The following is a 23,849-nucleotide window of genomic DNA, read 5'->3' on the forward strand; positions in this document are numbered from 1 at the left end:
TATGTCCGAACCCTTGCTCCCGCTCCTGTATCGCAACATCACCGCGCTCAACCGCGAGCGCCACGCCGACTGGTACATCGATGCCGACCATGGCTACTCGTTTGCCGCGGGCACCAATTCCATCTACCTCGCCGCCAGTGAATTCGCGGTCGCGGCGCGCGAGTACGCGGTGGTGTTCGCCCGCGACGGCAACGGCGTGGCGGTGCCGACAGTGCTGCTCGGCATCGCCACTGACCAGAATCTCCTGATCGGCGCGGACGGCGCCTGGCTCGGCAACTACGTGCCGGCCTACCTGCGCCGCTACCCCTACATCCTGGCCAATACCGACACCCAGCCCGACCAGTACACGGTCTGCATCGACGAGACCTACAGCGGTTTCAATACCGCCAAGGAGGGCGAGCGCCTGCTGGCGGAGGGCGGTGAGCAGAGCCCCTACCTCGCCAACAGCGTCAAATTCCTGCAGGACTTCCTGCTCGCGACCCAGCTCACCAGCCGTTTCTGTGAAGCGCTCGTCAAGGCCGACCTGCTCGACTCCACGCAGGCGAATATTTCACTAAACTCGGGGGGTACCTACTCGCTGAGCGGCTTTTTCTGCGTCACGCGCGAACGGCTGCTGAAGCTGAGTGGCGAGCAACTGAAGGAATTCATGGACCAGGGCTACCTCGACCTGATTTATCTGCACATGCACTCGCTCTCGAATCTCGACAAGCTCATGCAATTGGTTGACACTCCGAGCGATGCACCCAAGGCCCGCGCCAAGAAGCGCGGCGCCAAGGAATAAACGGCCAGGGAGTCGGGAAAAGCAGCGATGGCTATCGGCGCGGTAAGGCAGAGCGGGGCAGCGGACAGGGCGCTATCGGCGTCCTATCGCCGTTTCACCGCCGATGCGCCGCGCGACGAGCGCGCCAGTCTCAAGTCGAATTTCTACGTGCGGCCGGTCGACGAGGCGGCGCGCGAGCGCTCCCGCACCGGCAATTCGCCGGCCGCCCTGCTCGGCGCTCTCATCGAGCGCATGGGCGGCGCGGTCGACTCGCGCTCCAAGGGTAGCTACGTCAACCTGAGGGTCTGAGCGCGCGCGGCGCTCACTGCGCGCGCGAGGTGCTCTCCGGCACCGTGCCGTACTTGCCGATCAATTCCCGCGACAGTTTGTCCGCCTGCACCAGTTCGTCGTCGCGCATGACCGACTTGGCATGGTCCAGCGCCGCAATCGCCTTGTTGCTGCCGAGGTGCACCGCCACGCTGTACCAGCCGTAGGCGTACTCCATGTCCCTGGGCACGCCCTGGCCGTTCTCGTACATCGAGGCGAGACGGAACTGCGCATCGTTGACGCCTTTCTCGGCGGCCTTGCGATACCACTTGGCGGCGGCCTTGGCATCCTTCTCGACGCCTTCGCCGCGTTCGTACATGCGTCCCAGGAAGTACTGGGCATAGGCATGGTTGTTGGTCTCGGCGAGCGGCACGAAGGTCTTCAGCGCGATATCGAATTTGCCGGCCATGAGCGCCACCACGCCGTCGTTGAAGTCGGCGTGGGCGTCGGCCGCGAACAGCAGCAGCACGGCGGCCAGCAAAGTTTTCCTGCATTGCATCGTGGGTCTCCAGCGCCGTCGAAGTGCGCGGCGCCCCGGCATGTTAGCGAGAAGTCGCGGCCCGCCCAAGCCTTCGCACGCGGGCCCACGAAGCGGGCCCAAGGCGCGGGGCCGATGGTAGACTAGCCGCCCTTCGCAAGCTCGAGCGACTTATCCGATGGCTGGAAAAACCCTTTTCGACAAGCTCTGGCAATCCCATCTCGTGCGTGAATTCGAGGATGGCTCGGCGCTGATCTACATCGACCGCCACATCGCCCACGAGGTCACCACGCCGCAGGCCTTCGAAGGCCTGGAGATGGCCGCCCGCCCGCTGTGGCGCGTGACCGCCACCAAGGCGGTGTCCGATCACAACGTGCCGACCGAGGACGTCACCAACGTCAAGGATCCGATAGCGCGCCTGCAGCTCGACACCTTGTCCAGGAACTGCAAGACCTACGGCATCCTGCATCACGATGTCGGTGACATCCGCCAGGGCATCGTGCACGTCACCGGTCCCGAACAGGGCTGGAGCCTGCCGGGCATGACCATCGTGTGCGGCGATTCGCATACCGCCACCAACGGTGCGCTCGCGACCTTTGCTTTCGGCATCGGCACCTCGGAAGTCGAACACGTGCTCGCCACCCAGTGCCTGGTGTTGCGCAAGGCCCGCAACATGCGCATCACCGTCAATGGCGCGCTGAAGCGCGGCGTGTCGCCCAAGGATCTCATCCTGCACATCATCGGCGTGATCGGCACCGCCGGCGCCACCGGTCACACCATGGAATACGCCGGCCCGGTGATGCGCGCGATGAGCATGGAAGGGCGCATGACGGTGTGCAACATGTCCATCGAAGCGGGCGGACGCGCCGGGCTCGTCGCCTTCGACGACATCACGCGCGATTACGTGAAGGGGCGTCCCTACGCCCCGCAGGGCGCGGAATGGGATGCGGCGCTTGCCCAGTGGCAGGACCTCAAATCCGACGACGATGCGGTGTTCGACAGCGAAATCGTCATCAACGGCGAAGACGTGCAACCGCAGGTGTCGTGGGGCACGTCGCCGGAAATGGTCGTGGCCATCAACGACGTGGTGCCCGATCCCGAGGCGGCCGGCGACGAGACGCGTCGCATCGGCATGCGCAATGCGCTGAAGTACATGGACCTGACCCCCGGCACGCCGATCACGTCGATCCCGGTCGACAAGGTCTTTATCGGCTCGTGCACCAATGCGCGTATCGAAGACTTGCGCGCCGCCGCGGAAGTGGTGAAGGGCAGGAAGCGCGCGGCCAGCGTCAAGGCGGCGCTGGTGGTGCCGGGCTCGGGGCTGGTCAAGCAGCAGGCGGAAGCGGAAGGCCTGGACAAGATCTTTCGCGAGGCCGGTTTCGACTGGCGCGAACCGGGCTGCTCGATGTGCCTGGGCATGAACCCCGATCAACTCGAACCGGGTGAGCGCTGCGCGAGCACCTCCAATCGCAATTTCGAAGGCCGCCAGGGCCGCAATGGCCGCACCCACCTGGTGAGCCCGGCGATGGCCGCGGCCGCTGGTATCGCCGGTCACTTCGTCGACGTCAGGGAGATTTGATCCATGCAGGCATTTACGCAATTGACTGGGCTCGTGGTGCCCATCGACCGACCCAACGTCGACACCGATGCGATCATCCCCAAGCAGTTCCTGAAGTCGATCAAGCGCACCGGCTTCGGCCCCAACCTGTTCGACGAATGGCGCTACCTCGACAAGGGCGAACCGGGTCAGGACAACAGCACGCGTCCCTTGAATCCCGATTTCGCGCTCAACCAGGCGCGCTACCAGGGCGCCGAGATCCTGCTGGCGCGCGACAACTTCGGCTGCGGCTCCTCGCGCGAGCACGCGCCGTGGGCGCTTTACGACTTCGGCATCCGCGCCCTGATCGCGCCGAGCTATGCCGATATCTTCTTCGGCAACGCATGCAAGAATGGCCTGTTGCCGCTGACCTTGCCGGAAGCAGTGGTCGACCAGCTGTTCAATGAAACCGAGGCCAGCGTCGGCTACCGGTTGACGGTGGATCTCGCGGCGCAGACCGTCACCACGCCGGGCGGCCAGGTGTTCAAGTTCGACTTCAAGGCCGATTTGAAAGAGCGCCTGCTGCACGGCCTCGACGACATCGGCATTTCCTTGAAGTACGCCGCCGACATCAAGGCCTACGAGGCGAAGAAGCAAGCCGAGGCGCCCTGGCTGTTCCGCTGAGGTCCAGGCGTCGTCTGTGCGCATGCGCGCCGGCGCCGTTCAGGGCCACTGTGCGGTTGAATTCGCGCCGCCCGCCTGATTCAACCTGCGCTGCGTCGGGTCGCTATACAGGGCAGCAGCCCGTGGCATCCATGGGCACCCCCAAGCCCCGGGCGCGACAGGACAGCATGCCGTTCATCACCCCCCATGTACCGACCTGGCCGGCGGTGCGCAGCTTTCTGATTTCGTGCTGGCGCGATCCGGACGCCGACGAATCCCTGCAGGCGCAGTTCCGCGGTCACCAATTCCAGGCCGCGTCGCGCAGTTGCCGATGTTTTCGCTGGTGCACCTTGCTGCTGGTGGGTGCCGCGCTGGTGGTGTTCGACGAATACGTTGACCATCCGCTGGTGATCGTATGCGCATCCGTCCTGTGCATGCTGGTCGCTTTCATCTACCTGCCACTGTGGCGCGCCTGGCAACAAGCCCGGCGGCACGCCGGTCTCCACGCGTACCGCGTGGGCGCTTGGCGCTGGCCTTGGCGCTGAGCGGCGTTGCGTTTTCCTGTCTGTCCATATACCTGTTCGACCTGGTCGAGGATCAGCGGCGCGTGATGATCGCGGCGGTCGTCGCGGCACTGATTTCGACCTGTGGCTGGATGTTCGCGAGCCTGCCGCTAGCCGCGCTGGCGTGGACAGTGAGTATGAGCACGGTCGTGATCGTCGGAATTGCCACGTTGCAGTGGCAACGCTACGCACCATTGGTGCCGCTCATGGCCCTGTATGCCTTTGCACTTGCCGGCACCATACTTTTGACCTCGCGCCAGTTTCTGCAGCGGCTGCGCGCCGAGCATGCGCTCACCGAGCAGCATCAACTGGTCGGCCTGTTGCTCAACGATTTTGAGGAAAGTGCCAGCGACTGGCTGTGGGAAACCGACAGCGACGGGCGGCTGACGCGGGTCTCGCCGCGCCTCGCGCAAGTGACGGGCCTCGGCACCGATGATTTGCACGGCCGGGTGCTCAGCGACATGCTGGCTACACTGGCGCCGGAGGGAGACGCCGCGCTGCAGGATCGCCACAAACTCCTCGTCGAACACATGAATGGCAGTGTGCTGTTCCGCGACGTCAGCGTGGCGGTGCAATTGCAGGGCAAACGTCGCTGGTGGTCGTTTACCGCCAAACCCCTGCTCGATGCCACCGGTAAGACGTGCGGCTGGCGCGGCGTGGCGTCGGATGTCACCGACCAGCGGGAGCGCAACAACGAACTGGTGCCAGGCCAACCTCGATTCCTTGACCGGTCTTGGCAACCGTCATTTCTTCAATCGTCGCCTGGCGACCTTCTTCGCGACGCCGGGGCACACCAAGCCCTGCGTGCTGTTCGTGCTCGATCTCGACAACTTCAAGACCGTCAATGATTCGCTGGGCCACGCGGCGGGCGACGTGCTGCTGTGCGAAGTCGCGCGCCGTCTGCGCAGCCAGGTGCGTCGGGACGCGGTGCTGGCGCGCCTCGGCGGCGACGAATTCGCCCTGCTGGTGCCGGGCGTGTTCGAGCGCCAGGTCGCGCAGGGCCTCGGCGACCGCTTGCAGCAGGCGCTGATGGCGCCGTGCGTGATCAACGACCATCGCATCGAAGTGCATGCCAGCATTGGCGTCGGCTATGCACCGCAGGATGCGGACAACGCGCAGGACCTGCTCAAGATCGCCGACATGGCGCTGTACGCGGCGAAGGCCGCCGGACGCCGCACGCTGCGCTTTTTCGAACGTCACATGGAGGTCGAGGCGCGCGACAAGCTGGGCCTGTTGGCCGACCTCAGCGACGCGCTGCGCGAAGGGCAACTCGAAGTGCATTACCAGCCGCAGGTGCGGCTGCGTGACGGCGCCCTGATCGGCTTCGAGGCGCTGGTGCGCTGGCGGCATCCGACGCGTGGCATGGTGCCGCCGGTGCAGTTCATCGCGCTCGCGGAAGACAGCGGTCTGATCGTGCCGCTGGGACGCTGGGTGCTGGAGCAGGCCTGCCGCGATGCCGCGCAATGGCCGGGCGACAAGCGCGTGGCGGTGAACGTCTCGGCGGTGGAGTTCGAGCAGGCCGATATCCGCCAGGTGGTGCGCGAAGCGCTGCGAGTGAGCGCGCTGCCGGTCAAACGCCTGGAACTGGAATTGACCGAATCGACCCTGCTCGGCGACAGCGTGGCGGCCATCAAGCTGCTGCAGGATCTGCGCGACGACGGCGTGCGTATCGCGCTGGATGATTTCGGCACCGGCTTTTCGTCGCTCGCCTACCTGCGCAACCTGCCGCTCGACAAGCTCAAGATAGACCGCTCGTTCGTCAGGACGCTCGATGACGACGACAATGCCCAGAGTATCGCCATCGTGCAGGCCATCCACCGGCTGGCCAGCGCCATGGGGCTCGATACCATCGCCGAGGGTGTCGAAACCGAGGCCCAGCGCCTGGCCTTGAAACGCATCGGTTGTGGCCTCGGCCAGGGCTACCTGTTCGCCAAGGCCATGACCGCGGCACAGACCCTGGAATTCATCGAGGCCTACGACAACGACAACGTCGACCTGGCGATGACCATCGCGCATGTGAAAGCGCCGCCGCAGATCCTGGACCAGGACCTGCGGGTGGACGACCTGCGCATGACCATCGGCCGTCGCGGCGTGCCCTTGTCGCACTGGGCGGCGGCGACGGCGGCGCGCGGTTAGCGCACCCCTGTAGGTGCGAATTCATTCGCACATTGAAACTGGGAATGGACGCCGTGCCACGCCATTCAATGTGCGAATGAATTCGCACCTACAGGCACGAATCCGGCGTGGTCCGCTTCCTACGGACTGCCCATCGCCTCGGCATCCTTGCGCAGCTTGAATTTCTGGATCTTGCCGGTCGCGGTCTTCGGCAGATCGCAGAACACGATGGTCTTGGGCGCCTTGAAGTGCGCTAGCTTCTCGCGGCACCAGGCGATGATCTGCTTGTCCGTGACCGGGCCGGCGGTCGGCTTCAAGGTCACGAACGCGCAGGGCGTCTCGCCCCACTTGTCGTCGGGACGCGCCACCACCGCCGCTTCCAGTATGTCGGGATGCTTGTACAGCACTTCCTCGACTTCGATGGAGGAAATGTTCTCGCCGCCGGAAATGATGATGTCCTTGGAGCGATCCTTGATCTGGATGTAACCGTCGGGATACATCACCGCCAGGTCGCCCGAATGGAACCAGCCGTCGGCCAGTGACTCGTCGGTGGCCTTCTTGTTCTTGAGATAGCCGCGCATCACGACATTGCCCTTGAACATCACCTCGCCGAGCGTTTCGCCGTCGCGCGGCACCGGCTGCATGGTCTCGGGGTCCAGCACCTCCAGGTCTTCCAGCACGTGGTAGCGCACGCCCTGGCGGATGAGTTTCTCGGCGTAGGCTTCTTCGTCGAGCGCCGCCCAGTCGTCCTGCGGCGCGTTGAATACCGCCGGCCCATAGACCTCGGTGAGGCCGTAGGTATGGGTGATGTGAAAACCATTGGCTTCCATCGAGCGCAGGATGGCGGCCGGCGGCGCGGCGCCGGCGGTCATGACCTCCACCGTGTGTGGCAGCGGGCGTTTGTCCTCGGGGCGCGCGTGGATGATGAAGTTCAGGACGATGGGCGCGCCGCAGAAATGCGTGACCTTGTGCTCCGCAATCGCGTCGTAGATCGGCTTGGCGGCGATGCGGCGCAGGCAGATGTTGGTGCCGGCGAGGGCGGCGATGGTCCACGGGAAGGTCCAGCCGCAGCAATGGAACATCGGCAAGGTCCACAGGTAGACCGGGTGGTGCGTCATGTTCCAGGCCATCGCGCAACTGATGGCATTGAGATAGGCGCCGCGATGATGATAGACCACGCCCTTGGGGTTGCCGGTGGTGCCCGAGGTGTAGCACAGCGCCATCGCCTGCCACTCGTTGTCGGGCAATAGCCACGGATGATCGGCATCGCCCTCGGCGATGAAGTCTTCGTATTCCATCACGCCGATGCGATCGTGGCAGGGCGCATCGACATCGGCGATGTCGATGACCAGCGGCTTGACCTTGGCCATCGCCAGCGCGTCGCGCGTGACGTGGGCGAACTCGGTATCGACCAGCACCACCTTGGCTTCGCCGTGATCGAGTATGAAGGCGATGGCCTCGGCATCGAGACGGATGTTGATGGGATTGATCACGGCGCCGGCAGCCGGAATGCCGAACAGGCCTTCATAGAAGGCCGGGATGTTGGTCGCGATCACCGCCACCGTGTCGCCCTTGCCGATGCCGCGCTTGGCCAGCGCCGAGGCGAGCCGCCGGCAGCGCGTGAAGGTTTCCATCCAACTGAAGCGACGTTCGCCGTGCACGACGGCCAGGCGCTGCGGATACACCGCCGCCGCGCGCGCCAGCATGCTGAGCGGCGACAGCGGCACGTAGTTGGCCGGGACCTGGTCGAGATCCAGTTCATAGGGATTACGGGCGGCGTCGTTCATGCCGGGAGTTCCTCATGCGATGTTGATGCGCGCACCACGGTCACAGCTTGGGTGCGCGGCAGCGGGTAGTGGGATTCAGCGGTCCTGCCACTTGGGCGGACGCTTCTCGATGAAGGCGTTGAGGCCTTCCACACCGTCGGCGGCGAGCAGGTTGCACACCAGTTCCTCGGCGGTGCCGCGATAGGCGCTGTCGAGACCTTGGTTCACCTGGCGATAGAACGAGGCCTTGCCGAGGCGCACCGCGTATTGCGATTTCTCGGCGATGCGCAGCGCGAGGGCGCGAGTGCGTGCTTCGAGTTCGGCATCATCGACCACGTGGTTGACGAGGCCGATTTCGAAGGCGCGCGTGGCGTCGATGAAGTCACCGGTCAGCAGCATTTCCAGGGCATGCTTGCGCTGCACGACGCGGCTCAAGGCCACCGACGGCGTCGCGCAATAAAGGCCGTTGGCGATGCCGTTGGTGGCGAAGCGTGCGCTGCTGGCGGCCACCGCGAGATCGCAGCTCGCGACCAGCTGACAGCCGGCGGCGGTGGCGATGCCCTGCACCCTGGCGATCACCGGCTGCGGCAGCGCGACGATGGCCTGCATCATGCGCGAGCAGTCGGCCAGCAGGCGACGATAGAACGTCTCGTCGCGATGGGCATTCATTTCCTTCAGATCATGGCCGGTGGAAAAGGCCTTGCCGGTCGACGCCACGATCACGACCCGCACCTCGGCACTGGCGGCGATCGCCGCGAGGTGCTCGTTCATGGCGGCGATGACTTCGCTGGTGAGGGTGTTGTAACGACTGGGACGATCGAGCGTCAGGGTGGCGATGCCGTCGGCGAGCGCATAGCTCACGGCGGATTCGGGCAAGGGCTGCGTATGGCTGGCGGTCATCGTCGTGCTCCGGGGTCAGGCCGGTTATTGTCGAGGCGGGCCGAGGGCTTCGCAAGCGACCGGCGTGGCGATGTTATCCTGCCGCGCGGGCCCGGGCGGCCCGCGGATTTTCACCGGCCGGCGCTTTGCGCCGCCGATCACGCCATGCAGGGGAGACGAGCATGCAGTACCGCGACATTCTCTACCGGGTCGAGGATCCGGTCGCCATCATCACCATGAACCGCCCGGAGCGGCTCAACGCGTTCACGCGCACCATGCTGGCCGAGATCCGCCACGCGGTGGCGGCCGCCGAACGCGACCCGCGCGTGGTCGGCATCATTCTCACCGGCGCGGGCCGTGGTTTCTGTGCGGGCATGGACATGGCGGCGCTCGATGAGATCTCGGCCTCGGCCAGTCTCGACGGCGCCGAGGACCCGGCGCTCGCGGCGGCGCCGGGCGATGTCGCCATGGGCCCCGATTTCAGCATCGCGTATACCTACCTGCTGGCGGTGCGCAAGCCGGTGCTGGCGGCCGTCAATGGTCCCTGCGCGGGGCTCGGTTTCTGTTTCGCGGTGCTGTGCGACATGCGTTTCGTCGAGCGCCAGGCCAAGTTCTCGACCGCCTTCGCCGGCCGTGGCCTGGTCGCCGAGCACGGCGTGTCGTGGCTGCTGCCGCGCCTCATCGGCACGTCGCGATCGCTCGACATCCTGTGGAGCGCGCGGCGCTTCGATGGCGAGGAGGCGGACAAGATGGGCTTGGCCGATCGCCTGTGCGAGACCGGCGGCGCCGTCGAGCAGGCGCGCGAATACATCGTCAACCTGTCGAAGAGCGTGTCGCCGGCGTCGATGATGATCATCAAGCAGCAGGTCTATCGTCATCTCATGGTGACGCTGGGGCCGGCCATGGAAGAGACCAACCGGCTCATGGAAGAGAGTCTCGGACGGCCGGATTTCCGCGAGGGCGTGCGCTCCTTTCTCGAGCAGCGCGAGCCGGCCTTCAAGCGCGTGAGTCTGTAGCGCGACTACCGGATCGGGGGTATTTCTTCGGCGACCAGCGTGTGTCGTGCGCATTTCGCGCACGACACACGGCGCGAGGCTTGAGATGGATCAAGCATCGTTGCCATGATTGTGCGAGCGTCGCCAGAGCCGCGCTGGCCGTGATCATCGTCCGGTCGCGCCGATCTCGGCCATGCCACTCAATCAACGTCAGGGGAGTCACCAGCCATGCGCGTAGGCGCCACGATATTCAATCAAAATTATTCCGACTGGGATCGCTACGAAGCGGAAGAGCGCGGTGAAAAGGTTGCCGCCCGTCCGCAGCAATCCGACCGCGACATCTTCCTGGAAGAGCTCGACATCGCGCGCATCGCCGACGACACCGGCTTCGATGCGCTGTGGACCATCGAGCATCACTTCACGCCCTACACCATGGTCACCAACCCGCTGCAGTACCTGACCTACGTGGCGGGTATCACCAAGCGCGTCGATCTCGGCACCATGGTCACGGTGCTGCCGTGGCACAACCCGGTGCGCGTCGCCGAAGACGTCAACATGCTCGACACCTTCCTCGGGCCCAAGCGCGAGATCATCTGCGGCGTCGGTCGCGGACTCGGGCGTCGTGAATACGAAGGCCTTTCCATCGACCAGGGCGAGGCGCGCGAGCGTTTCGACGAATCGCTGCAGGTCTTGAACATGCTGCTCTCGACCGGCAAGTGCGACTTCGACGGCAAGCATTACAAGATAAAGGGCTTGAAGCTGCGTCCGCAGCCCGACAAGGACTTGAGCCCCAACCTGTGGTGCGCCGGCGGTACCGACGAGACGGTCGAAATCATCGCGCGTCACGGCGTGCGTCCGCTGGTCATTCCGACCACCAGCCTCGGCCTGTCGCTCGAGACCGCGCGCAAGTACGCACGTCTGCATGCCAAGGCCGGTTTCGCGCCGTCCAAGACCAAGCTCGCGCTGTGGACCTATGTCGCCGAGACCGAAGCCGAAGCGAAAGCCGGCGCCGAACAGTACATGGTGCAGTACGCCGATTCGGCGCTGCGTCACTACGAGCTGCGCGGCAGCCACCTCGGCAACATCAAGGGCTACGAGTCCTACGGTGCGATGCAGAAGGCGCTGGCCGCCGACCCGACGCCGTTCCTGCGCGGTTTCGTCGATTCCCATCCGTGGGGCACGCCGGATCAGACCATCAAGCGCGCCAAGGATCTCGCCATGCAGTTCGGCTGCGAGGAGATCATGTTCATCTTCAAGTACGGCGGCATGCCGATGAAGATGGCCGAGAAGAGCATGAAGCTGTTCGCCAAGGAAGTGATGCCGGCGCTGCAGGAATTGAATCCGCAGCCGATCGAAGTGCAGGACGCGGCCTGAGCCGCGTCGTCCTTCGGGGCATCCTTATATTTTGTGGGTCAGGCTTCAGCCTGACATTCAAGTCGCTGCAAAGCAGCAGTCAGACTGAAGTCCGACCCATAATGAATCTGGATTGGTACCCGCCGGGCCAGCGTGTCAGGCCTTGGCCGGCACCCTGCGCGGCGCCGCCTTCTCCAGACCCCGCGATTCCAGGTACTCGTCGTAGGTGCCCTTGAAGTCGATGATGCCCTGGTGGGTCATCTCGATCACCCGTGTCGCCAGCGACGACACGAACTCCCGATCATGGCTGACGAAGATCAGCGTGCCGGGATAATTCTCCAGCGCCTGGTTCAATGACTCGATCGATTCCATGTCGAGGTGGTTGGTCGGCTCGTCGAGCAGCAACACGTTGGGCTTCTCCAGCACCAGCTTGCCGAACAGCATGCGCGCTTCCTCACCGCCCGAAATCACGTGCACCGACTTGTTGCTGTCGTCCTTGGAGAACAGCAGCTGACCCAGTACCGCGCGCACGCGCATGTCGTCGTCACCCTTCTGGCGCCACTGGCTCATCCACTCGAACAGCGTCATGTCCTTGTCGAAGTCGGCGGCGCGGTTCTGGCGCACGTAGCCGACCTCGGCATTCTCGGCCCATTTCACCACGCCCTTGTCTGGCGCGACGTCGCCCGCCAGGCAATGCAGCAGCGTGGTCTTGCCGATACCGTTGGGGCCGATGATGGCGACGCGTTCACCGGCCGCGACCGCGAGATCGAAGCGCTCGAACAACGTCACGCCGTCGTAACCCTTGCCGAGCTTCTCGGCCTCCACCGCCAGGCGATGCAGCTTCTTGTTCTGTTCGAGGCGGATGTAGGGATTGACGCGGCTCGACGGCTTGACGTCCTCGAGCTGGATTTTTTCGATCTGCCGCGCGCGCGAAGTGGCCTGGCGGGCCTTGGAGGCATTGGCCGAGAAGCGGCTGACGAAGTGCTTCAACTCGTCGATCTGGGTCTGCTTCTTGGCGTTGTTGGCCAGCATGCGCTCGCGCACCGCGGTCGAGGCAATCATGTACTCGTCGTAGTTGCCGGGATACACGCGCAGTTCGCCGTAATCGAGATCGGCCATGTGCGTGCACACGCTGTTCAGGAAGTGGCGGTCGTGGGACACGATCACCATCGTGCAGTCACGGGTGTTGAGGATCTCTTCCAGCCAGCGGATGGCGTTGATGTCGAGGTTGTTGGTCGGTTCGTCGAGCAGCAGGATGTGCGGCTCGCCGAACAGGGCCTGGGCCAGCAGCACGCGTAGCTTCCAGCCCGGCGCCACCTGGCTCATGAGGCCTTCGTGCTGCTCGATCGGAATACCGACGCCCATCAACAGTTCGCCGGCGCGGGATTCGCAGGTGTAACCGTCGAGCTCGGCGAAGCGCACTTCGAGCTCCGCCACGCGCATGCCGTCTTCCTCGCTCATGTGTTCCATGGAGTAGATGCGGTCGCGCTCGGACTTCACTTCCCACAGCTGCTCGTGACCCATGATCACGGTGTTCAGCACCGTTGAGTCCTCGAACGCGAACTGGTCCTGGCGGAGCTTGCCGAGGCGTTCACCCGGGTCTATCGAAATATTGCCGTTGGTCGGCGCGAGCTCGCCGCCCAGGATTTTCATGAAGGTCGACTTGCCGCAACCGTTGGCGCCGATCAGGCCGTAGCGATTGCCATTGCCGAATTTGACCGAGACGTTTTCGAACAGCGGCTTGGCGCCGAATTGGATGGTGACGTTGGCAGTTGTGAGCACGATAGGATTCCGAGTGGGGCAAGCGTTGAACGATGGCCCGGCGCGACGCGGACATGGGCGCGGCCGGCGGGGTCCGGGCATTCGCGGCCGGGTCCGAGCGGGGCGCTCGGAGGCTGAATGCGGCGGTGCGACATCATACGCGTTTGAGGCCGCTGACGCTCCCCTTGGCGGCGCCCGGCCGGCGCCCCGCAATCTGACCGTGGTCAGCCGGCCCGCGCCGGGGCCGGCCTACCATGCGACGACCATGGTGGTCCCCAACCTCTCAAACGCCGCGCGCGCCCGGCATCCTGTAGTCCTTGGGCGGCGTCCAGCGCAGCGGTGCGTCGAGGGCCGCCAGCACCGCCGGGTCGCGGCCGTAGACGTCGCGCCGGAATTCCACCGTGCCGTCGGCGGCCGGGAAGGCCGTCAGGTAGAGCAGCATGATGCTCACCTTGCGCGGCAGGTTGATGCGCAGGTTGGCGCCCTTGGCGACGGCCTTGTCGATGGCCGCGCGGTTCCAGCGCGGGTCGTCACGCAGCACCTCCTGCGCCAGTTTCAGCGGGTCCTCGATGCGGATGCAGCCGGAGCTGAAGGCGCGCTCGGCAAGCTGGAACAGGCCACGGGTCGGGGTGTCGTGCAGGTAGACCGAGTGCACGTTGGGGAACATGAAGGCGACGCGTCCCAGCGGATTCTCGGGACCGGCCTCCTGGCGCAGGATCCAGGGAAAGCCGGCGCCGCGCTTGCGCCAGTCGATGGTCGTCGCGTCGACCGGCTTGCCGTCGAAATCGATGAGCCTCAATTTCTTGGTGGCGAGATAGCCCGGGTCGTGGCGCAGCTTGGGCAGGATGTCCTCCTTGAGGATGGTCGGCGGCACGGTCCAGCTCGGGTTCAATTCCACGTAGGACAGATGGTCCTTGAAGATCGGCGTCTTGCGGAATGGCTTGCCGACGATCACGCGCCCCGACCAACGCACTTCGCCGTGGTCGAGGTACATCGCTTCGAAGGCCGCGATATTGACCGACAGCGCCTCGGGCTCGAGATCGCGGAACACCCAGCGCACGCGTTCGAGATTGACACGCAGATCGTTGATGCGCGCGGCCAGCGATACGTTCATCACCGCCAGCGTGCCGCGTCCGATGGCGCCATCGACATCCAGACCGTTACGGCGCTGGAAGGCTCGCACCGCCTCGACCAGGCCCGCGTCGTAGACCGCGTCTTGCGGCGGCGCCACCGCCGCCACGTAATCACCGCTGGCGGCGAGGCGCGCGCGCACTTCGACGATGCGCGCATCGCGCATGTCCGGCTTCAAGGTCGGGCCACTTTTCACGCTCGGCCATTGCTCGCCGCGCTCCTGGCGCGCACGCAGATCGGCCAAGGCTTTTTTCAGCGCGCGGTAGTAGTTATCGGACGGGCGCAGCGCGGCCAGACGCTCGGCGAGCTTGTCGCTCGCGATCGAATCGCGCAGCCACGCCGTCGGATCGGTCTTGCCGAAGCTGCGCGAATAATTCCAGTCCGGATCGAGCGCCTCGGGATTGCATTTGCCGAAGCGCAGCGTGAAAGCGAGACGCGCCAAGGCCTCGGTCGCGATCAGTTCACGCGCGGCGGGCGGCAGGCTGTCGATCGACGCCAGCTTGTCATCGAGAAAATCATGCGGGTCGAGACCATCGCTGAAACTCTCGGCCACCGCCGCGCGCAACACGTCGAGTTGTTTGCGCGTCCATCGCGGCGCTTGGTCGGGCCCGGCATGGAGCGCGCGCAGGAAGGGCGTGGACCACAAGGTTTCGCCGGCGATTTGCACCTGCGGCGCATCGCCGGACAGCGCCAGCGCGATGTCCGACGGCGCGCCCATGGCGTGCGGTGATAACGTGAGAATGACGGCGACGCACAGAACGTAGAGCGCGCGCGTAACGGCGCGCGTGGAGATGGGGGCCTGCATTCGGACTTGATTGCTCCGGGTAAGGTTTGCTAATAGTAGCCCGGTTCGCGACCGAACCGATGAGGGGGAAGGGTGCCGATAGACAAATCGAAAGACGAGATGGGCACCGGGTCGCGCGTGATGTCGCGTCGTGGGTTTTTGCAATGGGGCGCAGGTGCGGCCGTGCTGTGCGCCGCGCCCGCGTGGGCCAAGGTGCCGTCGCGTCGTGCCTTGTCTTTCGAGCATCTGCATACCGGTGAACGCCTGTCCGTCACCTATTACGCCAACGGCGCCTACAACGATCACGCGTTGAAATCGATCAATCACCTGTTGCGCGACTTCCGCACCGCGCAGGTCTTCCCGATCCGTCGCCAATTGCTCGACCAGCTCTACCTCGTGCACGCCGCCATCGGCAGCGATGCGCCGTTCCAGATCATCTGCGGTTACCGTTCGCCGGCCACCAACGAGTTCCTGCGCCGCACCAGCAGCGGCGTCGCCCAGCGCAGCCTGCACATGGATGGCATGGCCATCGACGTACGCCTGCGCGATACCCGCACGCGCCACCTGCGCGATGTCGCGGCGCGCCTGAAGCTCGGCGGCGTCGGCTACTACGCGTCCTCCGATTTCGTGCACCTGGACATCGGCCGCCCGCGCCAGTGGTGATGCGCCCGCTGGTGGCCGTCGGCCACGGCGCGACCGGCCGATAAATCCCCGCACTTTCTCGCGTCGCTGGCCGCGGCGCGGATTCGATACTATCGACGCCTGATCTGCGTAACTCCGTGCGCCGCATGCGCCCCAGGGAGCTGACATGTTCGAAACCTTGCATTACGTGGCCGCGGACGGCGTTGGCGTCATAACGCTCAATCGCCCGGACCGTTTGAACGCGGTCAATGCCGCGATGGCCACCGAACTCGAAGCGCTCGCGCGCCGGCTGCGCGACGACGCCACGCTGCGCGCGGTGATCGTGACCGGCGCCGGCCGCGTGTTCTGCGCCGGCGCCGACATCGCGGCGCTCGACGCGCTGACCAATGCCGATGCCGCCTATCGCTTTCTCGAAGGCCTGCAGGTGGCGTTCAATGCCATCGAGGCCTTGCCCATGCCGACCATCGCGGCGGTGCATGGTCTTGCATTCGGGGGCGGCTGCGAACTGGCGCTGGCCTGTGATTTTCGCCTGCTCGGCCAGGACGCGCGCCTGGGCGTGCCGGAGATCAAGCTCGGTCTCTTGCCCGGCGCCGGCGGCACCCAGCGCCTGTCGCGTCTGCTGCCCGCCGCGATCGCGCGCCAGATGATCTACTTCGGCGAGCCGCTCGATGCCGACACCGCGCTCGCGCACGGCCTGGTCAACGCGGTGGTCGCCAGCGGTGAGGTGCTGGACGAAGCGCGGCGCTGGGCCGCGCGCCTTGCCGCGCTGCCGCCGTTGGCGCTGCGCTCCGCGAAACTCTTGGTGCATGGCGCGGCCTTGCATGGCCTGGCCTCGGGCATCGAAGCGGAACGGCAGGCCGTCAGCTACCTGTTTCAAACGCAGGACGCGCACGAAGGCGTGCGCGCCTTTCTCGAAAAGCGCAGCGCGCGGTTCCAGGGAAACTAGTCATGGATTTCGATTTTGACGACAGTGAACGGGCCTTCCAGGAAACCCTGCGTCGCTACGCGCTGGAAAGACTCGCGCCGGATTACGCGCGCTGGGATCACGGCGAGGCGGTGCCGCGCGAGCGCATCCGAGCCTTCGCCGAACTCGGCGTCACCGGCCTGCGCGTGCCCGAAGCCTATGGCGGCGTCGGCGGCAGCTACGTGATGGCCGGCATCGCCGCCGAGGAAATCGCGCGCGGTGATCACAACTTCACCATGTATTTGCAGCTCGGCGCGATCAGCGCCGACCTCATCGGCCAGTACGCCGAGGAGCGCGTGAAGAGCATGATCCTGCCGGGGATCGCCAGCGGTGAGACCTTGGTATCCTTCGGCCTGACCGAGCCGGGCGCCGGTTCCGACGCCGCCTCGATCAAGACCCGTGCCACGCTGGACGGCGACGAATGGGTGGTGAACGGTGAGAAAGCTTCCATCACCATGGCCGGCTACGCCGATTACTGCGTGGTGTTCGCGCGCATCGGCGCGGCGGGCGCCAAGGGCATAGGCGCGATCGTGGTGCCGCTGAATGCGCCCGGCGTCACGCGCCGCGTTTACGACAGCATGGGCGGTAAGCTCACCGGTCGCGGCTCGTTGTTCTTCGACAACGTGCGCGTGCCGCGCGATCACCAGCTCGGCGCCGACAAGTCGGGTTTCGCGCAGGCCATGGAGGCCTTCGATTACAACCGCGCCATCATCGCGCTGGCCTGCATAGGCACGGCCCAGCAGTCGCTCGATGAAACCGTGGAATTCGCCAAGCAGCGTCACACCTTCGGCAAACCGCTGGCGCGCCATGAAGGCTATGCCTTCCAGATCGCCGAACACAGCACGCAGTTGCATGCCGCGCGCCTGTTGGCCTACCAGACCCTGTGGCTGCGCGATCGCGGGCGACCCCATACCCGCGAGGCTGCGATGGTGAAATGGCTGGCGCCGCACGCGGCGGTGCAGGCCATCCACGGCTGCATGGTGTTGAACGGCTGGATGGGTTACGACAATTCCATGCCCTACGCGCAACGCCTGCGCGACGTGATTGGTCTCGAGATCGGCGACGGCACGCCGGAGATCATGAAGGGCGTGGTGGCGCGCGAGATCTTCGGCCGTGAATACATCTCCTACCGGTAGGCGCGCATGAATGGTTCTGAAGCACGCGCGCCGCGCGTACTGATCACCGGCGGCACGCGCGGCATCGGCTTGGCGGTCGCCGAGCGCTTTGCCGCCGGCGGCGCTGAAGTGCTGCTCAACTATCGACGTGACGACGCCACCGCCGAGGCCGCGGTCAGTGCCATCGTCGCGCGCGGCGGCCGCGCCCAGGCGCTGCGCGCCGACATCGGCGATGCCGATTCGGTCGACGCCATGTTCGAACGCATTCGTCACGACGGCGCGACGCTCGACGTGTTGGTCGCCAATGCCGCCGCCACCGCCTTCAAGCCACTGATGGAGGCCGGCACCCATCACGTGGCGCGCACTTTCGGCATCACCATCAGCGGCTTCCTGGCGCTGGCGCAGGCGGCCGCCGGCATGATGAGGGACGGCGGCGCGATGGTCGCGCTGTCGGGCTTCGACGCGGTACGCGTGATCGAACGACACGGCATACTCGGCCCGGCCAAGGCCGCCATGGAATCCATGGTGCGCTACCTCGCCGTGGAGCTTGCGCCGCGCGGCATCCGCGTCAATGGCGTCAGTCCCGGCTATATCGATACCCACTCGGCGCGTTTCTATGCCGGCGCGAAGTTCGAAAGCGAAATCGCGCCACGCTGGTGCGCGCAAACGCCGCTGGGCCGGCTCGGTCGGCCCGAGGAAGTGGCGACGGTGGTGGAATTCCTGTGCTCGGCGCAGGCGTCCTTCGTCACCGGCCAGACCTTGATCGTGGATGGCGGCCTGACCTTGATTTGAATGGTCGCGCGCCGCGCTTGACCTGTATCAAAGCCGCCCGGACGTTCAGCGTGTGCAATGCGTGCGAGCCTTTCGGAGAGCCGTTCATGACCACCCTCGCCTGGAACCCGACACTCGCTCTCGACGACGTCGTGATGGATCACACTCACGAGGAGTTCGTCGATTTGCTGAACGCGGTGGGGACAGCCGGACCCGCGGACATCGAGGCCACCATGCGCGCCTTCGTCGAGCACACCGAACAGCACTTTGCAGAGGAAGAGCGCTGGATGAAGGAAAGCGGCTTTCCGCCGCTGGGTTGTCACCAGAACCAGCACAACATGGTGCTGCAGGTGGCGCGAGAAGTGTGCGCACGCGTCGCCAAGGGCGAGACCACGCTCGGCGAGCCCTTCGCCAAGGCCGTCGCCGAATGGTTTGGCGATCACGTTTCGGTGATGGATTCCATCCTCAAGCAGTACATGGACATGCAGGGCTACACGCCGGTGATGCAGTCGCTGGCCGAGGAAACGCGCAAGAAAGCCGGGTGACGCCCAGGCCGCTGCGACATTGTGGGTCAGACTTCAGTCTGACTCTTCGTGTCGGTGCCTCGCATGTCAGACTGAAGTCTGACCCACAAGAGATCCCATCCCAGGAACCTCACTGCCGTCAGTCTTCCGGCAACGCAAACGCTATCACCGCATCCCCCAAGGCAAACTTGAACAGTGCGTGGCCGCCGGCCGCCACCGCCACGTATTGGCGGCCCTTGACGCGATAGGTGATGGCTGGCGCGTTGACGCCGGCGCCGGTCGCGAAACGCCACAGGCGTTTGCCGCTCCTGGCATCGAGGGCGATGAAGTCGCCGTTGCTTTCACCCGCGAAAACCAGACCGCCGGCCGTCGCCAGCGCGCCGGACATCACCGGCAGCGTGGTCTTGAGTTGCCAGGCAATCTTGCCGTCGTTCGGATTGATGGCGGACAGCGTGCCGGCGCGTTGCGCGTCGTTCTTGAAGCTCAGCACCGTGACGTCCTTGCCCGCCGCGTTCTTTTCCAACTGGTAGTGGCTGGCGTTGTCGGTGGCCGGCACGTACACGTAGCCGGTTTGCGGACTGTAGGCGCTGGGCGGCCAGTTGGCGCCGCCGGCGGCGCCCGGCAACACGTCGATGCCGGCGGCGGTGGCGCGCCGGAACATCACCTTGTCCTGCGGCACGAAGGCCTCGGAGCGCAACAGCGGTTTGCCGGTCAGGCGATCGAGGACGTACATCCAACCTGACTTGGACGCCGCCGCCAGCGCCGGCAGCGGCTGCTGGTCCGGGCCTTTCAAATCCAGCAACACCGGCGGCGACGAGGCATCGTAGCCCCACAGGTCGTGGGGCACCAACTGGTGATACCAGCGCAGTTTGCCGCTCGCGACATCGAGCGCGATGAGTGACGAAGTGTAGAGATTGTCGCCCGGCCGCTTGTCGTCCTCGTAGCCCGGCGAGGCATTGCCGGTGCCGAAGTAGATGAGACCATGGGCCGTGTCGATGGACGGCGTCGAATAGATAGAACCGCCGCCGGTCTTCCACGCGTCCCGATACCTGGCGGCATTGGCCCGTTCAGCGTCGATGTCGCGCGGCAGCGCATCGCCGAACGCGGTCTTGGCGACGAAGTCGCCTTCCCAGCCGCTCGCCGCCGTCGAATACCAGCGCCACACGAGATCGCCATTGTCGACGCTGTAGGCGCTGAGAAAGGCGCGCAGGCCGTCACGCACGCCGGGCCGCCCCAAGGTCGACGCGCTGTTGTGCTCGGCGTCGCTCAGCACCGCGCTGTAACCGGTGCCGCTGACGCCGACGAACACCTTGCCATCGTGGACCACCGGCGCCATGTTGCCGGCGAAGCGCGTGGCGCGATCGAAAGCCTCGTGATGCGCGGGATCGTAGTGGCGCAGCGCGGCGAGGTCGTCCGGGTTGCCGCTCATCGGGTCGACCACCGGGATGTCCCACACGAGTTTGCCGTCCCTGGCGTCGAGCGCGACGAGACGCGCATCGGCGGTGATCATGAACAGCCGGCCGTCGCTGAAGGCGAGGCCGCGGTTATGCGAGCCGCAGCACAGCTTGTCGGTGACGGCTTTATGCGTGTAGCGCCATTTCTCCGCGCCGCTCGCGGCATCGAGGGCGATGACGTGGTTGAACGGCGTGGTGACATACATCACGCCGTCGGCGACCAGCGGATTGGTGGGGAAGGTGCCGACGATGCCGGTCTGCATGATCCAGGCGGGCGTGAGTTTGGCGACATTGGCGGTCGTGATGTCGGCAAGCTCGCTGTAGCGCTGGTTGCCGAAGCCATGCCCGTAGGTCTGCCAGTTGTCCTGGTCGGGTGCGGCGTGATTCCGGCGCGCGTCGTCGGCCCGTGCATTGGCGCCGCCCAAGGCCACGAAAAGAACGAGCGCCATGCCGCTGAAGAGCTTGAACATCGGGATCCCCACCATGGAAAGACGGTGTGCGCACTCTAGCAGAGCAGGGCGCAAGTGCAGGAGCGGTCGGCCATTCCCCGAAACGGGGGCGGCGCACCGGGCGGCGCGGCGTAAAATGGCTGACGGCCTTACCCTGTAGGTGCGAATGCATTCGCACATTGGATTGGCCGCCCGTCACATTTCCAATGTGCGAATGAATTCGCACCTACAAGGAGAGCGTCATGACTTCATCCCTTGCCGCGCAGACCGCAGGCTCCGCCGACAAGTCCGGCTTCCGCTACGACACCAGCAAGGTCGAGTGGCACAAGTTCTTCACGCCCGGCACTTGGTACCGCATCCTGAATGTCGATGTCGCCGCGCGCACCGCCGACATGCTGGTCAAGTTCGAGGCCAACGGACAATGCATGTATCACCGCCATGGCTGTGCCACCACCACGCTGGTATTGGAAGGCGAGCTGCGCGTGCGCGAGCAGTTGAACGGCGGCGAAGTGCTGAAAGTGAAACCGGCGGGCAGCTATTCCCACGGCGGTTTCGGTGAAGTGCATATCGAAGGTGCGGGTAATGAGGATGCCATCATCTTCTTTGGCATGCGCAGCGACACCGATGTCATCTACGAATTCCTGAACGACGATTTGAGCCTGAAGCGCGCCGTCACCGTCGGCGATTTCCATCACGACTGGGTGACGAAGTGGCCGGGGGATGTGAAAGGATAATCCAGCAACAAGGAATCGTCGGTTGTGGGTCGGACTTCAGCCTGACATTGGACAACAACGCTAGCGCCGGGATGGACCTTGAATGTCAGACTGAAGTCTGACCCACAACGCTGCCTGCTGAACCACACTCCCGGCGACGCATCGCGTCGCCGGGAGTGAATGCCCTCAAGCCCTGACAAACCCCTCGTAGCCCTTGGCCGCTATGTCCGCGCATTTCTGCCGGTAGAGCGGGAAGCCGCCGGCGTAGAGCATGAATTTCTTCTTGCGGCCGGGGATGTTGTCATTGACGCCCATGAACCACGAGTTGACGGTCGGGAACAGGGTCGCGCGCGCGGTTTCGTCGACGTGGTCGGTCCAGGCGTTCTCGGCGGCCTGGGTCGGCTCCACGCGCTTCATGCCCTTGGCCTGCATGTCGGCGATGAGGTCCGTCAGCCACTCGACGTTCTGCTCTATGCAGCGCGGGATGTTGCAGAAAGTGGCGCCGTTGTTGGGTCCGACCAGGGTGAAGAAATTCGGGAAACCGGTGGTCTGCATGCCGAGATAGGTCTGCGGACCGTCCTTCCATTTCTCCTGCAGGCTCTTGCCGCCCACGCCGCGGATGTCGATGCGCGCCAGCGCGCCCGTCACCGCTTCGAAACCGGTGGCGTAGATGATCATGTCGAGCTCGTATTCGGCCGCCTTGGTCTTGATGCCCTTGGCGGTGATGCGCTCGATCGGCGATTCCTTGATGTCGACCAGGTGCACGTTGGGCTGGTTGTAGCACTCGTAGTAATTGGTCTCCATCGGCACGCGGCGCAGACCGAAGCCATGATCGGTCGGGATGAGCTTCTCGGCGAGCTTGGGGTCCTTGACGCGCGAACGGATCTTGCGCGCGATGAAATCGCTCGCGTAGTCATTGGCACGCTGATCGGTCAACACGTCGCGGAAGGTGCCGAGCCAGATGCCGAAGCCCGGCGAGTTGTAGAGCTTCTCGAAGAACGCCTCGCGTTCCGCATCGCTCACTTCCAGCGCCGAGCGCGGATCGTTCTTGTGCAGGAAGTTGCCCATCGACTCGCTGCACTGCTTGAAGATCTGGTCGTAGGTGGCGTGAATGGTCTTCTGCGTGTCGGCGTCGATCTTGCTGTTCAACAGCGGTGCGCACCAGTTGGGCGTGCGCTGGAAGACGAACAGCTCGCCGGCGCTCTTGGCCACTTCCTGGATGACCTGCACACCGGTCGCGCCGGTGCCGAGCACGCCCACGCGTTTGCCGTTGAAGGGAATGTTGGCCGGGCCATGGCCGTTAGGATCGCGCGGCCACATGCCGGTGTGATAAGCCTCGCCCTTGTAGTCGGCGACGCCGGGAATGTTCGGCATCTGCGGCGCCGACAACGGCCCGGTGGCGGAGATCAAAATGCCGGCCGAAGCCTTGCTGCCGTCTTCGAGTTCGATGGTCCAGCGCGTGGCGCTGTCATCGAATACCGCCGACTTGACCCGCGCGTGGAAGGTGATGTCCTTGCGCACGTCGAGCTTGTCGGCGACGAAGTTGAGGTACTTCAAGGTCTCGGGCTGCGGCGCGAAGTGTTCGCTCCAATCCCATTCGTCGAGGATTTCCTTGGAGAACGAGTAACCGTAGGAATAGGACTCCGAATCGAAGCGGCAGCCGGGATAGCGATTCCAGTACCAGGTGCCACCAACGCCGGAGCCGGCTTCGAAAACGCGGACCGAAAGCCCGAGCTTGCGCAGCTTCCAAAGTTGATACATGCCGGATATGCCGGCGCCGATGATGATGACGTCGTATTGCTGGTTGGACATGGCGAAAGACCTCCGTATGAAGCTGGACATCGCGTGCGACTGCCACGCGCGTGGTGTGACGCGGGCGCAGGCGAGGCGCGCCGAGGTCACAACAGTGGCTCGATGGTAGGTGCCGTGCCGCGAGCAGGCTTGACCTGGGTCATGGGAATCTCTTGGCCTGTCATGCCATCGCGCGGCCATTACCCCCGATGGTGGGTGAGATCATGCCTCAGTTCGTTGGCTAACGCGTTTCAACGGACCGTGTAACGATGCAAGGACGCGCACTATCGCCGTGACGACTCGGCAGTGACCTC

The 23,849-nt window shown here is 65.0% G+C and carries 21 protein-coding genes; 14 read left to right on the forward strand and 7 right to left on the reverse strand.

Features of this window, described 5'->3' with window-relative positions:
- Position 1: 1 nt before the first annotated feature.
- Positions 2 to 781 carry a SapC family protein gene (locus IPM80_12470; GenBank protein MBK8959217.1) on the forward strand — a complete coding sequence of 260 codons (780 nt, stop codon included), beginning with the start codon at positions 2 to 4 and terminating at the stop codon, positions 779 to 781.
- A 27-nt stretch (positions 782 to 808) separates the two neighbouring features.
- Positions 809 to 1,069 (forward strand): hypothetical protein, encoded by a 261-nt coding sequence (locus IPM80_12475; protein ID MBK8959218.1) that lies wholly within the window; start codon positions 809 to 811, stop codon positions 1,067 to 1,069.
- Positions 1,070 to 1,082: 13 nt separating this feature from the next.
- Here IPM80_12475 and IPM80_12480 read toward each other — a convergent pair whose 3' ends face one another.
- Positions 1,083 to 1,586 (reverse strand): sel1 repeat family protein, encoded by a 504-nt coding sequence (locus IPM80_12480; protein MBK8959219.1) that lies wholly within the window; start codon positions 1,584 to 1,586, stop codon positions 1,083 to 1,085.
- Between the two features lie 157 nt (positions 1,587 to 1,743).
- Here IPM80_12480 and leuC point away from each other — a divergent pair, with 157 nt between their 5' ends.
- The 4 genes from leuC (at position 1,744) to IPM80_12500 (ending at position 6,464) form a co-directional block, all read left to right on the forward strand.
- Positions 1,744 to 3,144 (forward strand): 3-isopropylmalate dehydratase large subunit, encoded by a 1,401-nt coding sequence (gene leuC / locus IPM80_12485; protein MBK8959220.1) that lies wholly within the window; start codon positions 1,744 to 1,746, stop codon positions 3,142 to 3,144.
- Between the two features lie 3 nt (positions 3,145 to 3,147).
- Positions 3,148 to 3,786, forward strand: a complete 639-nt coding sequence (gene leuD / locus IPM80_12490) for a 3-isopropylmalate dehydratase small subunit (protein MBK8959221.1) — start codon at positions 3,148 to 3,150, stop codon at positions 3,784 to 3,786.
- 167 nt (positions 3,787 to 3,953) lie between these two features.
- Positions 3,954 to 4,310 carry a hypothetical protein gene (locus IPM80_12495; protein ID MBK8959222.1) on the forward strand — a complete coding sequence of 119 codons (357 nt, stop codon included), beginning with the start codon at positions 3,954 to 3,956 and terminating at the stop codon, positions 4,308 to 4,310.
- Between the two features lie 741 nt (positions 4,311 to 5,051).
- Positions 5,052 to 6,464 carry an EAL domain-containing protein gene (locus IPM80_12500; protein ID MBK8959223.1) on the forward strand — a complete coding sequence of 471 codons (1,413 nt, stop codon included), beginning with the start codon at positions 5,052 to 5,054 and terminating at the stop codon, positions 6,462 to 6,464.
- 119 nt (positions 6,465 to 6,583) lie between these two features.
- Here IPM80_12500 and IPM80_12505 read toward each other — a convergent pair whose 3' ends face one another.
- Together IPM80_12505 and IPM80_12510 are read right to left on the reverse strand one after the other, a co-directional pair.
- A complete protein-coding gene (locus IPM80_12505; protein MBK8959224.1) occupies positions 6,584 to 8,230 on the reverse strand; it encodes an acyl-CoA synthetase in 1,647 nt (548 codons plus the stop codon).
- A 75-nt stretch (positions 8,231 to 8,305) separates the two neighbouring features.
- On the reverse strand, positions 8,306 to 9,109 hold the full coding sequence (locus IPM80_12510; protein MBK8959225.1) for an enoyl-CoA hydratase: 804 nt from the start codon (positions 9,107 to 9,109) through the stop codon (positions 8,306 to 8,308).
- A gap of 161 nt (positions 9,110 to 9,270) precedes the next feature.
- Here IPM80_12510 and IPM80_12515 point away from each other — a divergent pair, with 161 nt between their 5' ends.
- Positions 9,271 to 10,104 carry an enoyl-CoA hydratase/isomerase family protein gene (locus tag IPM80_12515; protein MBK8959226.1) on the forward strand — a complete coding sequence of 278 codons (834 nt, stop codon included), beginning with the start codon at positions 9,271 to 9,273 and terminating at the stop codon, positions 10,102 to 10,104.
- Between the two features lie 207 nt (positions 10,105 to 10,311).
- Positions 10,312 to 11,457: an LLM class flavin-dependent oxidoreductase gene (locus IPM80_12520; protein ID MBK8959227.1), complete on the forward strand. Its 1,146-nt coding sequence runs from the start codon at positions 10,312 to 10,314 to the stop codon at positions 11,455 to 11,457.
- A 135-nt stretch (positions 11,458 to 11,592) separates the two neighbouring features.
- On the opposite strand, the gene IPM80_12525 is transcribed toward IPM80_12520, so the two are convergent.
- Both IPM80_12525 and IPM80_12530 read right to left on the reverse strand, forming a co-directional pair.
- Positions 11,593 to 13,218, reverse strand: coding sequence for an ABC-F family ATPase (locus IPM80_12525; GenBank protein ID MBK8959228.1), 1,626 nt, complete (start codon positions 13,216 to 13,218; stop codon positions 11,593 to 11,595).
- A gap of 262 nt (positions 13,219 to 13,480) precedes the next feature.
- On the reverse strand, positions 13,481 to 15,133 hold the full coding sequence (locus tag IPM80_12530; GenBank protein MBK8959229.1) for a L,D-transpeptidase family protein: 1,653 nt from the start codon (positions 15,131 to 15,133) through the stop codon (positions 13,481 to 13,483).
- A gap of 120 nt (positions 15,134 to 15,253) precedes the next feature.
- On the opposite strand from IPM80_12530, the gene IPM80_12535 reads away from it, so the two are divergent.
- From IPM80_12535 to IPM80_12555, 5 genes are all read left to right on the forward strand, one after another.
- Positions 15,254 to 15,775, forward strand: coding sequence for a DUF882 domain-containing protein (locus IPM80_12535; GenBank protein MBK8959230.1), 522 nt, complete (start codon positions 15,254 to 15,256; stop codon positions 15,773 to 15,775).
- 145 nt (positions 15,776 to 15,920) lie between these two features.
- On the forward strand, positions 15,921 to 16,700 hold the full coding sequence (locus IPM80_12540; GenBank protein ID MBK8959231.1) for an enoyl-CoA hydratase/isomerase family protein: 780 nt from the start codon (positions 15,921 to 15,923) through the stop codon (positions 16,698 to 16,700).
- 2 nt (positions 16,701 to 16,702) lie between these two features.
- Positions 16,703 to 17,854, forward strand: coding sequence for an acyl-CoA dehydrogenase family protein (locus IPM80_12545; GenBank protein ID MBK8959232.1), 1,152 nt, complete (start codon positions 16,703 to 16,705; stop codon positions 17,852 to 17,854).
- A 6-nt stretch (positions 17,855 to 17,860) separates the two neighbouring features.
- Entirely contained in the window at positions 17,861 to 18,625 is a 765-nt protein-coding gene (locus tag IPM80_12550; protein MBK8959233.1) for an SDR family oxidoreductase, read from the forward strand.
- Positions 18,626 to 18,711: 86 nt separating this feature from the next.
- Positions 18,712 to 19,149, forward strand: a complete 438-nt coding sequence (locus tag IPM80_12555; GenBank protein ID MBK8959234.1) for a hemerythrin domain-containing protein — start codon at positions 18,712 to 18,714, stop codon at positions 19,147 to 19,149.
- A 118-nt stretch (positions 19,150 to 19,267) separates the two neighbouring features.
- Here the strand turns inward: IPM80_12555 and IPM80_12560 are convergent, their stop codons facing one another.
- A complete protein-coding gene (locus IPM80_12560; protein ID MBK8959235.1) occupies positions 19,268 to 21,052 on the reverse strand; it encodes a PQQ-binding-like beta-propeller repeat protein in 1,785 nt (594 codons plus the stop codon).
- Between the two features lie 221 nt (positions 21,053 to 21,273).
- On the opposite strand from IPM80_12560, the gene IPM80_12565 reads away from it, so the two are divergent.
- Positions 21,274 to 21,765, forward strand: a complete 492-nt coding sequence (locus tag IPM80_12565; protein ID MBK8959236.1) for a hypothetical protein — start codon at positions 21,274 to 21,276, stop codon at positions 21,763 to 21,765.
- A gap of 165 nt (positions 21,766 to 21,930) precedes the next feature.
- On the opposite strand, the gene IPM80_12570 is transcribed toward IPM80_12565, so the two are convergent.
- Positions 21,931 to 23,556, reverse strand: coding sequence for an NAD(P)/FAD-dependent oxidoreductase (locus tag IPM80_12570; protein MBK8959237.1), 1,626 nt, complete (start codon positions 23,554 to 23,556; stop codon positions 21,931 to 21,933).
- Positions 23,557 to 23,849 lie beyond the last annotated feature (293 nt).

It is taken from the genome of Pseudomonadota bacterium, from assembly GCA_016719885.1.
Classification (GTDB): Bacteria; Pseudomonadota; Gammaproteobacteria.

Coding starts and splice junctions, on each gene's coding strand:
- IPM80_12495 (MBK8959222.1), top strand. CDS start 3,954: ATGCCGTTCATCACCCCCCATGTACCGACCTGGCCGGCGGTGCGCAGC.
- leuC (MBK8959220.1), top strand. CDS start 1,744: ATGGCTGGAAAAACCCTTTTCGACAAGCTCTGGCAATCCCATCTCGTG.
- IPM80_12545 (MBK8959232.1), top strand. CDS start 16,703: ATGGATTTCGATTTTGACGACAGTGAACGGGCCTTCCAGGAAACCCTG.
- IPM80_12540 (MBK8959231.1), top strand. CDS start 15,921: ATGTTCGAAACCTTGCATTACGTGGCCGCGGACGGCGTTGGCGTCATA.
- IPM80_12475 (MBK8959218.1), top strand. CDS start 809: ATGGCTATCGGCGCGGTAAGGCAGAGCGGGGCAGCGGACAGGGCGCTA.
- IPM80_12505 (MBK8959224.1), bottom strand. CDS start 8,230: ATGAACGACGCCGCCCGTAATCCCTATGAACTGGATCTCGACCAGGTC.
- IPM80_12520 (MBK8959227.1), top strand. CDS start 10,312: ATGCGCGTAGGCGCCACGATATTCAATCAAAATTATTCCGACTGGGAT.
- IPM80_12560 (MBK8959235.1), bottom strand. CDS start 21,052: ATGTTCAAGCTCTTCAGCGGCATGGCGCTCGTTCTTTTCGTGGCCTTG.
- leuD (MBK8959221.1), top strand. CDS start 3,148: ATGCAGGCATTTACGCAATTGACTGGGCTCGTGGTGCCCATCGACCGA.
- IPM80_12480 (MBK8959219.1), bottom strand. CDS start 1,586: ATGCAATGCAGGAAAACTTTGCTGGCCGCCGTGCTGCTGCTGTTCGCG.
- IPM80_12470 (MBK8959217.1), top strand. CDS start 2: ATGTCCGAACCCTTGCTCCCGCTCCTGTATCGCAACATCACCGCGCTC.
- IPM80_12535 (MBK8959230.1), top strand. CDS start 15,254: ATGTCGCGTCGTGGGTTTTTGCAATGGGGCGCAGGTGCGGCCGTGCTG.
- IPM80_12555 (MBK8959234.1), top strand. CDS start 18,712: ATGACCACCCTCGCCTGGAACCCGACACTCGCTCTCGACGACGTCGTG.
- IPM80_12510 (MBK8959225.1), bottom strand. CDS start 9,109: ATGACCGCCAGCCATACGCAGCCCTTGCCCGAATCCGCCGTGAGCTAT.
- IPM80_12515 (MBK8959226.1), top strand. CDS start 9,271: ATGCAGTACCGCGACATTCTCTACCGGGTCGAGGATCCGGTCGCCATC.
- IPM80_12570 (MBK8959237.1), bottom strand. CDS start 23,556: ATGTCCAACCAGCAATACGACGTCATCATCATCGGCGCCGGCATATCC.
- IPM80_12550 (MBK8959233.1), top strand. CDS start 17,861: ATGAATGGTTCTGAAGCACGCGCGCCGCGCGTACTGATCACCGGCGGC.
- IPM80_12565 (MBK8959236.1), top strand. CDS start 21,274: ATGACTTCATCCCTTGCCGCGCAGACCGCAGGCTCCGCCGACAAGTCC.
- IPM80_12530 (MBK8959229.1), bottom strand. CDS start 15,133: ATGCAGGCCCCCATCTCCACGCGCGCCGTTACGCGCGCGCTCTACGTT.